Raw genomic sequence first — 13,199 nt, 5'->3', positions numbered from 1 at the left:
GCCTACGTCCCGCGATGTTGGCCGCTTTGCAGGGATGACCTTTCATGGAAGATCCGGAACCCATCGACTTTCCCGGCGACAAGACGCTGCTGCTGGTCGATGACGACGAGCCGTTTCTGAAGCGTCTTGCCCGCGCGATGGAAAAACGCGGGTTCAAGGTGACCACTGCCGAGAGTGTCGCCGAGGGACGCGCCCATGCCACCCATTGCCCCCCGGCCTACGCGGTGGTCGACCTGCGGCTGGGCGATGGCAACGGGCTCGACGTGGTCGAGACGATCCGGGCGAAACGCGAAGACGCGAAGATCGTGGTCCTGACCGGCTACGGCGCCATCGCCACGGCCGTTGCCGCGGTGAAGATCGGTGCCACGGACTACCTGTCGAAGCCCGCCGACGCGAACGAGATCACGGCCGCGCTGTTGTCGCGTGGTCATGACCTGCCCCCGCCGCCCGAAAATCCGATGAGCGCCGACCGCGTGAAGTGGGAGCATATCCAGCGCATCTACGAACAATGCGACCGCAATGTCAGCGAGACCGCGCGGCGCCTGTCGATGCACCGCCGGACCCTGCAACGCATCCTCGCCAAGCGCAGCCCGCGCTAGACCTGGCTCTTCAGCCAGCGCCGGAAGGCGCGGACTGCGGGTGTTTCACGCTCGGGGCGGGTGAGGATGTGGTAGGCCAGATCGGTCTCGCGCTCTTCGAACAGAATCTCCAGGGTGCCGGCCCTGACGTCGGCGTCGGCGATGAGGCGGGGCAGAAGGCCCACGCCATGCCCCGCGCGCACGGCTTCCAGCACCATCGAGACGTTCGCGAACTCTCGGATCTTCATGCTGTCTACCGGTAGACCGTTGCTGGCTGCCCAGAACTTCTCCTCGGTATTCGCGGCCTCGGTCATCCACGGCAAATCGGCCAGGTCGGCCAACTCGGCCAGCAACGTCACCGCGCCGCTGACGCGGCCGGGTGCCGCGACGACCGCGTGGCCCGCGGTGGACAAGCGCTCGGCCTTGACGCCGTCCCAAGGGCCGCGCCCATAGCGGACCGCCATGTCGAAGCCCTGCGCCGCAAGGTCGACCAGATCGGGCGAGGGCACCATCTCCAGCTCGATTCCGGGATGCTTGGCCCAGAAATCGCCGATCCGCGGCATGAGCCAGCTCGCCGCGAAGGACGGCGTCAGGGCGAGGCGAAGGGGGCGGGCGGCGTCACGCTCGACCAGGTCGCGGCAGGCGGTGGCGATACGGCCGAACCCGTCGGACAGCGCCGTCGCCAGTTGCCGTCCCTCGGGGGTCGGGGTCATCCCGGCGCCCTGCCGTTCCATCAGCTTGCAACCGAAATGAGTTTCGAGCGCGCGGACATGCTGCGCGATCGCAGGGTGCGTCACGTTCAGCTCGCGCGCCGCTCCGCTGAGCGATCCGCTGCGCGCCGCAGCCTCGAAGGCCCGGAGCGAAAGCAACGAGGGAACCTGCCGCCAATCCATCCCTGCATTGTAAGCTGAACTTTCAGAAGTGCAATCTTCCTGATTGGGCGAAAGGGCGGGCGCGACGTTAGAACGGGTACAGGTAGCGAAGGAGGCTGACCGATGAAATCCCGCCACTCACGCCTTCGGCGCATCGCACGCCGCATCGCCGATCTGCCCCTGTCCCCCTACGCGGTGGACCTCGACTTCACGAAACCTCGGAAGGAAAAGTGACATGCTGAGCCTGCTGACCCAGACCATCCTCGCCGATACGATGCGCATCGCCACGCGCACCGAAGCCCGCCACCATCCGCGCCCGGCCGAACCGGACGAGCCTCGCGCGCGCCGGCGCATCGCGGCCAGGACCGAAAGCGACCGGCTGCCCGACTGACCTCGGCTAGATGGCGGCCAACAGCGCGGCATGACGCGCCATGAACGCCTCTCGCACGTCCCGCGGGGGACGTAGCACGATGTCGAGCCCGCCGATCAGTTCGGGGTCGGGACGGCCGAAGAAGCGCGTTGCCTCGGCATCGGAGAAGCCGGCGATCTGCGTCGCCTCCATCCACGCCGAGACCTTGTCCGCCGCCTTGATCTGTCGCTTCACCTTGACCGGGATCGCCGCCGGAAGCCCGAAGCGGATGTGGATCGCCGCCGTCAGCCGGTCGTCGAGCGCTCCGTAGCCCGGCCCGACCGCCGCCTTCACCGGCGAGATCATGTCCCCGATCACGTATTCCGGGGCGTCGTGCAGTAGCGCAGCGAGCTGCCACCGGGGCTGCGCCGGGACGGTCATCCGGGTGAACAGCGCCTCGACCAGAAGCGCGTGCTCGGCCACCGAATAGGGAAAATCACCCTCGGTCTGGCCGTTCCAGCGGGCGACGAAGGCGAGGCCGTGGGCAATGTCCTCGATCTCGATATCCACAGGGGTCGGGTCGAGAAGGTCGAGCCGACGCCCCGAAAGCATCCTCTGCCAAGCGCGGGGCTTCTTCATGTCAGCACCGTCATCTCGTCGGAAAAGCGCTTGATGTGCCGCAGGGTGCGGTGCTGGGACAGGATGTGCTTGGCCAGCGACCGGCGCATCCACATTTCGTCCGGCGGGGCGACCTCGGGCAAAGCGGGTTGCTCGGGGAAATGCTGCACCATGAATTCGGCGAAGGCCCGGCGATAGCGCAGAGGGTGGCGGCCGCCCCACTTGCTCCAGGGTTTGCGGGGGCCGATGAAGTGCAGAATGCGGGGAGAGACCATCTCGGCCAGCATATTGGTTGCAGCGGTGTATTGCCAGTTCCAGGTCGGGTGCAGCTCGGCCCAGTCGCCTTGCAACACGCCGTTCAGCAGGTTCTGGTCATGCCGGATCATCTTGTCGCGGTGCTGACGTCCGAAAGCCACGGCGCGCCCGGTGATGTCCTGGTCGAGCCAGCGGGACACGTCGATCAGCATGACGCCCGCGTTGAAATATCCGGCGTGGGGAATGCCCAGCCGCCGGAACTGCTCGGGCAGGCGGCGCGGTGTGCGGGCCTGGCTGTTGTCCCGTACGGCAGCGATGGCCCGTTCCGCAATATCCGCCGTCAGAAGCTCGCCGAACCCGCCGCCCTGAACGAAGATGTCGCTGTCGAGGTAGAGGATCCGACGGTACTCGCCCCGGAACGCCTGCGGCAGGGCGAGGCGCAGGTAGACGATCTCGGTCCGGCCGGAATCAAGTCGGAGGCCGTCGAACAGGCCGTTCGTGCGGATCGCACAGCGGCGAAGGTTCAGATGCGCAAGGCTCTCGGGGGGTGATGCGGGCATGTCGTTGGCAGCGATGCAGATGTCGAACCGGCGATCGGGGTGCAGCGCGTGGATCTGCTGGGCAACCTGCATCGCGGCGCGCGCGTAGAAGCCGTCTCCGGCGAAGACGATCGCCGTGTCGGCACCGGCCGGGCGCGAAGTTTCGACCGAAAGCTGGGTCGCGCTATGATCCTTCACCGTGGAACTCCCCGATTTGGCTATAAGTCACGCCATAATGACCCTTGCGGGAAGCCGCACGGCCATTGGCAAGCGCGGGCGGGGTCTGCTACCTGCCCTCAAGGTTAATCGCGAATACCACCGGAGTACGTCCCAGATGCAAGACTACGTCGTCAAGGATATCTCGCTGGCCCAGTACGGGCGCCGGGAAATCGAGATCGCCGAGACCGAGATGCCGGGCCTGATGGCCACCCGCGCCGAGTTCGGCGACGCCAAGCCCCTTGCCGGGGCGCGCATCGTGGGGTCGCTGCACATGACGATCCAGACGGCGGTTCTTATCGAGACGCTGGTGGCGCTGGGCGCCGATGTCCGCTGGGCGTCGTGCAACATCTTCTCGACCCAGGACCACGCCGCGGCGGCCATCGCCGAGTCCGGCGTGCCGGTCTTCGCCATCAAGGGACAGAGCCTGGAAGAGCACTGGGACTACCTCGACCGCTCGTTCCAGTTCGAGGACGGCCCGAACCTGATCCTCGACGATGGCGGCGACGCGACGCTTTACGTCCTGCTGGGCGCGCGCGTCGAGGCGGGCGAGAGCGATCTGATCGAGACGCCCACCTCGGAAGAGGAAGAGGTCGTGTTTGCCCAGATCAAGAAGCGGATGGCGCAGTCGCCCGGCTGGTTCACCAAGATGCGCGACCAGATCAAGGGCGTCTCGGAAGAGACGACCACGGGCGTCCACCGCCTGTATGACCTGAAGAAGAAGGGCCTGCTGCCCTTCCCCGCGATCAACGTCAACGACAGCGTCACCAAGTCGAAGTTCGACAACAAGTACGGCTGCAAAGAATCGCTGGTCGACGGCATCCGCCGCGCCACCGACACGATGATGGCCGGCAAGGTCGCCGTCGTCTGCGGTTACGGAGACGTGGGCAAGGGCTCGGCCGCCTCCCTGCGCGGCGCCGGCGCGCGCGTGAAGGTGACCGAGGTCGATCCGATCTGCGCGCTTCAGGCCGCGATGGACGGGTTCGAGGTCGTGCTGCTGGAAGACGTGGTATCCTCGGCAGACATCTTCATCACGACGACCGGCAACAAGGACGTCATCCGCATCGAGCACATGCGCGAGATGAAGGACATGGCGATCGTCGGCAATATCGGCCATTTCGACAACGAGATTCAGGTCGCCAGCCTGAAGAACCACAAGTGGACCAACATCAAGGACCAGGTGGACATGATCGAGATGCCCTCTGGGCACCGGATCATCCTGCTGTCGCAGGGGCGTCTGTTGAACCTCGGCAACGCCACGGGGCACCCGTCCTTCGTGATGTCGGCCTCGTTCACCAATCAGGTGCTTGCGCAGCTCGAGCTGTGGAAGAACGGCGGCGAGTACGAGAACGACGTCTACATCCTGCCCAAGCATCTGGATGAGAAGGTGGCGGCGCTGCATCTCGACCGGATCGGCGTGAAGCTGACGAAGCTGTCGTCCGAGCAGGCGAGCTATATCGGCGTCACGCCCGAGGGCCCGTTCAAGCCCGAGCACTATCGCTACTGATCCTGCGGGACCCTCTGGCGGAGGGTCCCGCACCTGCCCATCCGCGGGATCGGTCTATATCGGACGGCATGCTCGACCGCCTGAAAGCCAAGCTGTTCGAAAGCCCCGACCCGATGCCCTGGCGCGACGTGGCGATGATGATCATCGCCATGGTCCTCCCGGCCGTGGTCGCGGTCAGCATCCTGGGCCGCACCGGCTCGATCGCCTTCGTCGCGGCCATGCCCGCCTGCCTTGCCGCGCAGGATGCCGGGGTCCGGGTATCGCTCCTGGTCACGCTGGTCATGGGGATGGCCGGCCTCCTGTCCCTTGGCGAGCCGCAGATGGCGCTGCTGATCGCGCCCTTCCTGGGCCTCATGGTGGGGATCTGCGGCACGTTCGGCCTCGCAAAGCCTTCGATCCGGGGGTTGTTCACCTGGCCGATCTTCACCTCGACCATCATCGACGCGGATAACCTGCCGCTGATCTTCCTGGTCTTTCTGCTCGCCATGGCCTGGTCGCAGGCGGTCACCTGGGCCTTCGGCAAGGCCGCCTCGAACCCCGACGAGGACGCCGAGAGCAACCCCTATGCACTGGTTTTCGGCATCGCGCTTGCCATAGGACTGACCCTGTCGGTGTGGGTCGGGCAGCGATATTTCGGCGAGCACGGCTTCTGGTTCCCGCTGACCTTCGTGATCCTCGTCCTGCCGCCGCACGGGCAGCTCTTCTCGCGCACGGTCAAGCGGACGGTAGGCACCATCGTGGGAACCGCGATCGCGATCGGCCTCGCCTGGGTGTTCGACCTGACCTGGCTCACGGTGGGGCTGGGGGCCGTGGCGCTGGTTCTTGGCTTCAGGATGCTGCCCTACAACTACACGGTGTTCACGGCCCTGCTGACGATCGCGGTCCTCGAGGTGCTGGCGCTGGTGTCCGAGGTCGATCAACTGGCGCTGGAGCGGGTCGGGACCATGGGCGCGGCGGCCGGCATGACGATTGCACTGGGGCTGCTGGGCTACCTGATCCTGCGCCTCGTCGCGCCGGGGGCCATGGATGCGCTACTGGAAGAGGACGTGCCGTTGCAGGGCCAGAGGTCGAAGGACAGCCGCGCCTCGGCCAGTCGCGCGGGCTAGAGACCGCCAAGCTCGCAGATGATGCGCCATTCCGCTTCGTTGACTGGCTGGACCGACAGGCGGGGACTTTTGACCAGCAACATGTCGGACAGGCGAGGGTCGGCCTTGATCTCGGTCAGCGTCACTGGGCGGGGCAACGGCTCGATGGCCTGCACTGTCACGCAGTCCCATCTGCCGGTGTCGTCCGTCGGGTCGGGATGGGCCGGGGCGGTCACTTCGACGATGCCGACGCAGGCCTTGTCGGTCTGGGAATGATAGAAGAACGCACGGTCGCCGACCTGCATCTCGCGCATCTTGTTGCGGGCCTGGTAGTTTCGGACGCCCGACCACTCCTCACCCTTTGCCCCCTTGGCGACCTGATCGTCCCAGGACCATTCCGCCGGTTCGGTCTTCATCAGCCAGTAGTTCATGCCTTCGCCCCCCTCTTGCCCGAGCCGAGCATGGGCGAGGCGGCGCTGTCCAATGGCCAGCGGGGGCGCGGGGCAAGGTCCATGCCGTCGCGGTGGCCGGCGGCGAACAGTTCGGACCCCGCCCAGGCGATCATCGCGGCGTTGTCGGTGCACAGGCGCAGCGGCGGGGCGAGGAACGCGCGGTCAGTGATGGGTTCGAGCGCCGCGCGGATCGCTTCGTTTGCCGCAACGCCGCCGGCCACGGCGAAACAGGTGGCGTCGGGGCACACGGCCAGCGCGCGGCGAGATTTCTCGGCCAGGGTGGCGGCGACGGCGGCCTGGAAGCTGGCGCAGATGTCGGCGCGGGTGGCGCGGGGCAGCGCACCGTCCACCAGCGACTGGTCGCGGGCGCGCAGGACGGCGGTCTTGAGGCCCGAGAAGGACAGGTCGTAGCCCGGTCGGTCCAGAAGCGGGCGGGGGAAGGCGAAGGCCGTGGGGTCGCCGGATCGCGCCTCGGCCTCGACGGCGGGGCCACCGGGTTGGGGCAGACCGAGGAGCTTCGCGACCTTGTCGAAGGCCTCGCCCGGGGCGTCGTCGATGGTGCCGCCGAGGCGAGTGAACCGGTCGGGACCGTCGACCCGCAGGAACTGACAATGTCCGCCCGAGACGAGCAGCATCAGGTATGGGAACTCGACACCGTCCGTCAGCCGGGGGGTCAGCGCGTGGCCGGCAAGGTGGTTCACGCCGATCAGCGGTGTGCCGGTCGCCAGCGCCAGCCCCTTGGCGCACATCACCCCTGCCATGACGCCGCCGATCAGGCCGGGGCCTGCGGTGACGGCAATCACGTCCACCTCGGCCAGCGTCACGCCTGCTTCGGCCAGCGCCTGTTCGACGCAGAGGTCGAGCTTTTCAACATGCGCGCGCGCAGCGATCTCGGGAACGACCCCACCGAAGGCCGCGTGGAGGTCGGTCTGCGACGAGACGACGTTCGACAGGATTTCGCGGCCGCGCAGGACGGCGGCGGCGGTGTCGTCGCAACTGGATTCGATGCCGAGGATCATGCGCGCGCCTTCGGAGGGATTGGCGAACCGCCTACCAAACCGCGCCCCGCCCGTCTATGCAGGCGCCATGATCGTGCTGACCCGCCCCCTGCCCGCCGCGCGCCGCTTTGCCCGCGCGCTTCGCCAGCTGGGGATGGATGCCCCGATCCTGTTCTCTCCGGTACTGGAGATCGTGCCGCTTGGGGGCGGGCCGCTGCCCGACGGCACCCTTGTCTTCACCTCCGAGAACGGCGTGGCGGCGGCTTCGGAACTTGGCTCTCTGGCCGGTCGCACCGTGATCACCGTGGGCGAGCGCACCGCCGCCGCCGCCCGCGCGGCCGGTGCAGAGGCCGAGGTGCTGGGCGGAGATGTCGCGGCGCTGGGCGACGCGATCCTCGCCCGGGGTGGCGGGCCGTATGTCCACCTGCACGGCCGTCACGTCACCGGCGATCTGGCCGGGCGGCTGCAAGAGGCCGGCATCGCGGCCGAGGGGCGGGCGATCTACGACCAGAGGGCGAAGCCCCTGACCGAGGCGGCCCGGTCCGCCTTGATGGGACCTGAACCCGTGGTTCTGCCGTTGTTCTCGGCACGCTCGGCCAGCTTGACGGCGGCGGCGCTGGACGATCGGCCGGTCAACCTGCACGTCGTTGCGCTTGGTCCGAAAGTTCTGGATAGCTGGCCGTGGCCAATGGCGACGCTAGGTGCCGACAGGACAGACATGTCGGCCATGGCCGACGCTACCGTCGCGGCATGGCGCGACGCGCGGGGATGACAGAAGGGGCGGGACGTGACGAACGAGACCGAGACAACGCCGAACGAACCAACGCCTGAGACGGCCGAGACGACGGAAACGACCGAGCGAACCGAACCGCAGGACCGCAGCAGCGGCCGTCCGCTTCTGGTGGCGGCCCTCGTCGGCGGCTTCCTGGCCGGCGCGGCGGGCTACGTGACGGCGCATGTGACCGAATTCGGCCTGTTCCAGTCCGATGCCGACGGCCCCATCGGCACGATTTCCGACTCGCTCGACACGCAGGCCGCACGGCTCGAGGCGCTCGAACAGGCGTTCGAGCAGTCCGGCAGTGATCCCGACCAAGCCCGGGTCGAAGAGACGTTGACCTCGGTGAACGAGCAGGTCGAGATGCTGTCCTCCCGCCTCGAACAGATCGAAACCGCCGCTTCGGGCGAGCCGGTGGATCTAAGCCCCGTCTCGGATCGGCTGACCGGGCTCGAAGGACAGATCGGCAGCCTGCAGGAGATCGAGACGCAGATCATCGATCTGCAGGAGCAGACCGACCAGCAGGCTGCGCAACTCGAAGAGGTGGCCGGATCCGACCGGCTGGACCAACTGGCGCAGCGGGTCGAAGAGCTGTCCGCCACGGTCCAGAGCCAGTCGCAGACCATCGAAGAGCAGCAGCAGGCGATCCAGAACGCTCGGCAGTCGGCGGTGTCGGAGGCGAACCGGATCGCGGCTCAGGGCGCCCTCTCCGGACTTCGCGCCGCGCTCGATACCGGGTCGCCCTATGCCGAGGATCTGGGAGCGCTGCGCGAGGCGACCGACGCTTCGGTGCCCGACCCCCTGGCCGCGCAGGCCGAGGATGGCGTGCCGACGCTGAACGACCTGCGCGAGAGCTTTCCCGACCCCGCCCGCGAGGCGTTGACGGCCTCGATCGGCGCGACGGCCGGCGACGGCCTGACCGACCGCTTCGGCGCGTTCCTGCGCGCCCAGACCGGCGCCCGGTCGCTGAACGAGCAGGCGGGCGACGGCGCCGACGCGATCCTGTCCCGCGCCGAGGCGCGCCTGAACGAGGGCAACCTGCAGGCCGCGCTGGACGAAATCGCAACCCTGCCCGAGGCCGGTCAGGAGGAGATGTCCGACTGGACCGCCCGCGCCCGCGAACGGCTTGCCGCCACGCAGGCCTTTTCCGAGCTCAACAGCTCTGTCACCGGAAACTGAGGACGACACGCATGCTTTGGTCTCTTATCAAGATCGTCGTCTTTTTCGTCCTCGTGGGGCTTCTGGCCATCTGCGCGGGACTTCTTTTGAACGCCGAAGGCTCGATCCGCATCGCGCTTGCGAATACGGAACTTTCGCTTGGCCCGTTGCAGGCCGTGATCGCCCTGATCCTGCTGGTGGTCCTCGTCTGGATCGCCTTCAAGCTTCTGGGCCTTCTGTGGGCGCTGATCCGGTTCCTGAACGGGGACGAGACGTCTGTTTCGCGTTACTTTTCGCGCAATCGTGAGAAGAAGGGCTTGTCGGCACTTGGCGACGCGATGCTGGCCCTTGCGTCCGGCGAGGGGAAAGAGGCGCAGGCAAAGGCAGAGAAGGCGGAAAAGTATCTCCACCGGCCCGAGCTGACGAGCCTTCTGATCGCCCAGGGCGCCGAGATGACCGGCGACCGCGCCCGCGCCGAAGAGGTCTACAAGGAGCTGGTCCAGCACGACCGCACCCGCTTCGTCGGGGTGCGCGGCCTGCTGAAACAGCAGCTCGACGCGGGTAACACTGATACCGCCTTCGCCCTTGCCGAGCGGGCCTTCGCCATCAAGCCGAAGCACGAGGAAACGCAGGACACGCTGCTCAAACTGCAGGCCTCGCGGCATGACTGGACCGGCGCCCGCCGGACGTTGGGCGCGAAGCTCAAGCACGGCTCGATGCCGCGCGACGTGCACAAGCGGCGCGACGCGGTGCTGGCGCTGTCCGAAGCGCGCGACGTGATCGACGAGGGCAACACGATCGAGGCGCGCGAGCGGGCCATCGAGGCGAACCGCCTGTCGCCCGACCTGATCCCGGCCGCCGTCATGGCCGCCCGCGGCTACATGGAGAACAACCAGGAGCGCTTTGCCACCCGCGTCATCAAGAAGGCGTGGAACGTCCAGCCGCACCCGGATCTGGCCGCCACCTTCGCCGAGATCCAGCCGACCGAGTCGCCGCAACAGCGGATCCGCCGGTTCTCGACCCTGACGCGGATGCATCCCGACCACCCCGAGACGAAGATGCTGCAGGCCGAGCTGCACATCGCGAACGAGGATTTCCCTGCCGCCCGCCGTGCCCTCGGCGATCTGGCCACGACGGAACCGACGGCGCGCTCGGTCACCATCATGGCCGCGATCGAACGCGGCGAGGGAGCAGACGATTCCATCGTTCGCGGCTGGCTGACCCGCGCCCTGTCGGTGCCGCGCGGCCCGAAATGGGTTTGCGACAATTGCCACACGGTGCATGGCGAATGGACCGCGATCTGCGGCAATTGCGGCGCCTTTGACACCCTGTCCTGGACCGAGCCGGAAGAGGGCACTGTCGCCCTGCCGACACAGACCGAGATGCTGCCGCTGATCGTCGGCCATACCGAGACCACTCAGCCCGCCGTGGAGGACCATCCCGCGCCCGCGTCCCCGGCAGTCACCGAGGTCCACGGCAAGGAGGCGCACGTCCCGCCCGTGTCCGAGGACGAGCGGCAGGAGTCCGTGAGCATACCCGAAGCCCAGGTCATCGTGCCGCAGCACCAGCGCGACGAAGAAAACGCGAAATCGAACTAGCCTCTTTTCCTTCCGGCGCGGCACTGCTACAGACCGCGCCGTTGGGTCCGCCGCTGTAGCTCAGCTGGTAGAGCACGTCATTCGTAATGATGGGGTCGGGGGTTCGAGTCCCTTCAGCGGCACCACCCAGCTCTCGAAAGAGATGAAACATAAAGGGGTTAGCGGGAAGCGCCCCGTTTCCATCCAACTGCCCGCTCTCGCCTACCACCCATGAAGTGGGCATCGCGCAGGGCACTCCGTTCTCAAGCTCTGGGGCGCGAATCATTGGGCTTCGCTTGATCAGCGGCTGTCGGTCGGGTTTGCAGCGGGTTGGCCGGGTGGTTTAGCCACGCCGGGGACAGAGCGGACATCAAGTCGCCGCCGGTCCGCTACCATCGCTGTCGTAGGAGCCGCTCGAGCCCTGCGTGAAACGCCGGAGACGCCGCCAGCGCCTGCCGCTTCACCTCAGCAGGGTCGCCGGAGCCTCTTGCTCATACTGTGTCATAAGGCTACCGAGGTCGGGAGGGTCTCCGACCTCCATGAGCCAGCTAGGCCGATTGGCACTGGCGGCGTTGGCTGGCCATAGAGCGTCGCTGCCTCGTGCCCTTCACCAGCTTCTCAGAGTACGAAGGGAAGCCGCCCGAGCCGGTGCGGTTCGCGCTGAGCGAGGAGAGGCCCGTCGCCCTCTTTGCTGGCATCTGGACCCGCTGGACAGCCGTCAGAAAGCTGAAGGAGGGCGCGACGACGAATGACCTCTATGGCTTCCTGACGACGCAGCCGAATGCCGTCGTCGCGCCGATCCACCCCAAAGCCATGCCCGTGATCCTGAACCGCAGCAACCTTCGAAGCCCTAGAGCTGCAACGGCCGCTTGCCGACGATGCGTTGCAAGTCGTCGCACAGGGTGAAAAGCGAGACCCACCGACCCCATAGGCCCCGCCATCCCGCCAACGTAAAAAGATCCGCGAAGTTCTCCGCTCGACGTTCGCCCTCGTGACGAAGGCGGCCTCCTCCAGTGCGCGCGTCCATATCCGATCCGCGCTCTGCGTAAGCTCTCGTGGAATGTGGTCCGGGCTGGCACCAGCGGTGCGTCTTGCTCGTCCTGGTGATCCCGGAGGAGCTTGCCACGATAGTGAAGGATTAGCTTCCGATGCGTTCGCGCACCCTCCTGATTGTGACTGCCTCGCCCGCTTTTTCCAGTGCCTCGACCGCGTCCGCGACCTGTCTCATCGTTATCGCCATCATAGATTCCTTCTGACGGAGGAATCCTGACATCAGGCGCTGAAACTGAGGTCCCGTTGTGGATTTCGCTCCGGCTAACTGTCCGGTGGCGGGGGCCATACTGGGGCCTTCCAGTGCGGCACGTCGCGTGATCCTGGCATTGAGCGGATCTTCTGGTCCGATCACTTCAGGTTTCAGCGGCAGAATCATCTTTGCCTTCCCCAAACGTGTGTTGAGATGACGTTACGTAACGTAGTCTGGGAGGATTATCATGAGAATGCTTTTGTCGATGTCAGGCGCGGCTCTGGCCGCAACCATCTTTGCCGGTGCGGCGCTGGCTCAGGACGCCGCCAGCGTCACAGTGGCCGAGAGCGGCGATTACGGTCAGTACCTGGCCGATGCCGAGGGCAATGCGCTCTACCTCTTCACCAACGACACTCAGGCGACCAATGGGACGGAAGCCTCGATCTCGTGCGAGGGCGACTGCCTGCAAAACTGGCCACTCTTCACTACCTCGGGCGATCCGACGGCAGGCGAGGGCGTGGACGCCGAGATGCTCGGCACCGTTGCGCAGGGTGAAGAGACGGTCGTGACCTATAACGGATGGCCGCTCTATTACTTCGCTGGAGACGAGGCGGCGGGCGACACCGCAGGTCAGGCGCGAGGCGATGTCTGGTACCTCGTCTCACCCGGGGGCGAGATGATCGCAGGAGAGTAGATCCCGTCACGAACCGCTTGTGCGGTTCGTGACCTCAACACGGTTCCAGAAAGAAGATGGCAGATGAAAGTCGGAGCATGAGTAGAAAGCGCATCATCATCGCGCTGGTCGTGGTGGCAATACTGCTGCTGGTCTGGATCGAGCTGGCGGTTGGGCTTCTCGGAACGCCGTGGGCTGGCTCCTGACGACCAACCAGCGCAGAAGGAAGGGCCTGCCCCTCCCATCGCGTTCGCCTCTGCTGCGACGCATTCGTGGCGCAGGGCCGCCTCACTGCGAGCACCCG

The 13,199-nt window shown here is 66.6% G+C and carries 15 protein-coding genes and 1 tRNA gene; 10 read left to right on the top strand and 6 right to left on the bottom strand.

Annotated features, from left to right (window positions below; translation table 11 throughout):
- The first annotated feature begins 44 nt into the window (after window positions 1–44).
- Window positions 45–599 (top strand): ActR/PrrA/RegA family redox response regulator transcription factor, encoded by a 555-nt coding sequence (locus PAM7066_RS11625; protein WP_085854332.1) that lies wholly within the window; start codon window positions 45–47, stop codon window positions 597–599.
- On the opposite strand, the gene PAM7066_RS11620 is transcribed toward PAM7066_RS11625, so the two are convergent.
- Window positions 596–1,471, bottom strand: coding sequence for a LysR family transcriptional regulator (locus tag PAM7066_RS11620; protein WP_085854331.1), 876 nt, complete (start codon window positions 1,469–1,471; stop codon window positions 596–598). The genes PAM7066_RS11625 and PAM7066_RS11620 overlap by 4 nt on opposite strands.
- Before the next feature lie 214 nt (window positions 1,472–1,685).
- On the opposite strand from PAM7066_RS11620, the gene PAM7066_RS18985 reads away from it, so the two are divergent.
- Complete coding sequence (locus tag PAM7066_RS18985; protein ID WP_175484632.1) at window positions 1,686–1,841, top strand: hypothetical protein; 156 nt, start codon at window positions 1,686–1,688, stop codon at window positions 1,839–1,841.
- A gap of 6 nt (window positions 1,842–1,847) precedes the next feature.
- Here the strand turns inward: PAM7066_RS18985 and PAM7066_RS11615 are convergent, their stop codons facing one another.
- Window positions 1,848–2,438, bottom strand: a complete 591-nt coding sequence (locus PAM7066_RS11615; RefSeq protein ID WP_085854330.1) for an HD domain-containing protein — start codon at window positions 2,436–2,438, stop codon at window positions 1,848–1,850.
- A complete protein-coding gene (locus PAM7066_RS11610; RefSeq protein ID WP_085854329.1) occupies window positions 2,435–3,409 on the bottom strand; it encodes a glycosyltransferase family 8 protein in 975 nt (324 codons plus the stop codon). Before PAM7066_RS11610 ends, PAM7066_RS11615 begins: the two co-directional genes overlap by 4 nt.
- Window positions 3,410–3,545: 136 nt before the next feature.
- Here PAM7066_RS11610 and ahcY point away from each other — a divergent pair, with 136 nt between their 5' ends.
- Window positions 3,546–4,934 carry an adenosylhomocysteinase gene (gene ahcY / locus PAM7066_RS11605; protein ID WP_085854328.1) on the top strand — a complete coding sequence of 463 codons (1,389 nt, stop codon included), beginning with the start codon at window positions 3,546–3,548 and terminating at the stop codon, window positions 4,932–4,934.
- Window positions 4,935–5,002: 68 nt separating this feature from the next.
- Complete coding sequence (locus PAM7066_RS11600; protein ID WP_085854327.1) at window positions 5,003–6,040, top strand: FUSC family protein; 1,038 nt, start codon at window positions 5,003–5,005, stop codon at window positions 6,038–6,040.
- Here PAM7066_RS11600 and PAM7066_RS11595 read toward each other — a convergent pair.
- Together PAM7066_RS11595 and tsaD are read right to left on the bottom strand one after the other, a co-directional pair.
- On the bottom strand, window positions 6,037–6,450 hold the full coding sequence (locus PAM7066_RS11595; protein WP_085854326.1) for an EVE domain-containing protein: 414 nt from the start codon (window positions 6,448–6,450) through the stop codon (window positions 6,037–6,039). The genes PAM7066_RS11600 and PAM7066_RS11595 overlap by 4 nt on opposite strands.
- Window positions 6,447–7,490 (bottom strand): tRNA (adenosine(37)-N6)-threonylcarbamoyltransferase complex transferase subunit TsaD, encoded by a 1,044-nt coding sequence (gene tsaD / locus PAM7066_RS11590; RefSeq protein WP_085854325.1) that lies wholly within the window; start codon window positions 7,488–7,490, stop codon window positions 6,447–6,449. Before tsaD ends, PAM7066_RS11595 begins: the two co-directional genes overlap by 4 nt.
- Between tsaD and PAM7066_RS11585 the strand changes: the two genes are divergently transcribed.
- The 5 genes from PAM7066_RS11585 (at window position 7,489) to PAM7066_RS11565 (ending at window position 11,885) form a co-directional block, all read left to right on the top strand.
- Window positions 7,489–8,241 carry a uroporphyrinogen-III synthase gene (locus tag PAM7066_RS11585; protein WP_176237569.1) on the top strand — a complete coding sequence of 251 codons (753 nt, stop codon included), beginning with the start codon at window positions 7,489–7,491 and terminating at the stop codon, window positions 8,239–8,241. The two genes, tsaD and PAM7066_RS11585, sit on opposite strands and share 2 nt — an antisense overlap.
- A gap of 15 nt (window positions 8,242–8,256) precedes the next feature.
- Window positions 8,257–9,423: a COG4223 family protein gene (locus tag PAM7066_RS11580; protein WP_085854323.1), complete on the top strand. Its 1,167-nt coding sequence runs from the start codon at window positions 8,257–8,259 to the stop codon at window positions 9,421–9,423.
- Window positions 9,424–9,434: 11 nt separating this feature from the next.
- Window positions 9,435–11,000, top strand: a complete 1,566-nt coding sequence (locus PAM7066_RS11575) for a heme biosynthesis protein HemY (RefSeq protein WP_085854322.1) — start codon at window positions 9,435–9,437, stop codon at window positions 10,998–11,000.
- A 49-nt stretch (window positions 11,001–11,049) separates the two neighbouring features.
- Window positions 11,050–11,125 (top strand) — tRNA-Thr (locus tag PAM7066_RS11570).
- 454 nt (window positions 11,126–11,579) lie between these two features.
- Window positions 11,580–11,885, top strand: a complete 306-nt coding sequence (locus PAM7066_RS11565) for an SOS response-associated peptidase family protein (protein ID WP_245749667.1) — start codon at window positions 11,580–11,582, stop codon at window positions 11,883–11,885.
- Window positions 11,886–12,117: 232 nt separating this feature from the next.
- On the opposite strand, the gene PAM7066_RS18660 is transcribed toward PAM7066_RS11565, so the two are convergent.
- A complete protein-coding gene (locus tag PAM7066_RS18660; RefSeq protein WP_139214998.1) occupies window positions 12,118–12,408 on the bottom strand; it encodes a hypothetical protein in 291 nt (96 codons plus the stop codon).
- A 61-nt stretch (window positions 12,409–12,469) separates the two neighbouring features.
- Between PAM7066_RS18660 and PAM7066_RS11560 the strand changes: the two genes are divergently transcribed.
- Window positions 12,470–12,916, top strand: coding sequence for a COG4315 family predicted lipoprotein (locus PAM7066_RS11560; protein ID WP_085854321.1), 447 nt, complete (start codon window positions 12,470–12,472; stop codon window positions 12,914–12,916).
- Window positions 12,917–13,199: the final 283 nt, after the last annotated feature.

Origin of the sequence: Palleronia marisminoris (genome assembly GCF_900172315.1) — a bacterium.
Taxonomy (GTDB): domain Bacteria; phylum Pseudomonadota; class Alphaproteobacteria; order Rhodobacterales; family Rhodobacteraceae; genus Palleronia; species Palleronia marisminoris.
This window is presented reverse-complemented; position numbering and strand designations above follow the sequence as displayed.

Coding starts and splice junctions, on each gene's coding strand:
- PAM7066_RS11575 (WP_085854322.1), top strand. CDS start 9,435: ATGCTTTGGTCTCTTATCAAGATCGTCGTCTTTTTCGTCCTCGTGGGG.
- PAM7066_RS11600 (WP_085854327.1), top strand. CDS start 5,003: ATGCTCGACCGCCTGAAAGCCAAGCTGTTCGAAAGCCCCGACCCGATG.
- PAM7066_RS11625 (WP_085854332.1), top strand. CDS start 45: ATGGAAGATCCGGAACCCATCGACTTTCCCGGCGACAAGACGCTGCTG.
- PAM7066_RS11615 (WP_085854330.1), bottom strand. CDS start 2,438: ATGAAGAAGCCCCGCGCTTGGCAGAGGATGCTTTCGGGGCGTCGGCTC.
- tsaD (WP_085854325.1), bottom strand. CDS start 7,490: ATGATCCTCGGCATCGAATCCAGTTGCGACGACACCGCCGCCGCCGTC.
- PAM7066_RS18660 (WP_139214998.1), bottom strand. CDS start 12,408: ATGATTCTGCCGCTGAAACCTGAAGTGATCGGACCAGAAGATCCGCTC.
- PAM7066_RS11620 (WP_085854331.1), bottom strand. CDS start 1,471: ATGGATTGGCGGCAGGTTCCCTCGTTGCTTTCGCTCCGGGCCTTCGAG.
- PAM7066_RS11560 (WP_085854321.1), top strand. CDS start 12,470: ATGAGAATGCTTTTGTCGATGTCAGGCGCGGCTCTGGCCGCAACCATC.
- PAM7066_RS11585 (WP_176237569.1), top strand. CDS start 7,489: ATGCGCGCGCCTTCGGAGGGATTGGCGAACCGCCTACCAAACCGCGCC.
- ahcY (WP_085854328.1), top strand. CDS start 3,546: ATGCAAGACTACGTCGTCAAGGATATCTCGCTGGCCCAGTACGGGCGC.
- PAM7066_RS11595 (WP_085854326.1), bottom strand. CDS start 6,450: ATGAACTACTGGCTGATGAAGACCGAACCGGCGGAATGGTCCTGGGAC.
- PAM7066_RS18985 (WP_175484632.1), top strand. CDS start 1,686: ATGCTGAGCCTGCTGACCCAGACCATCCTCGCCGATACGATGCGCATC.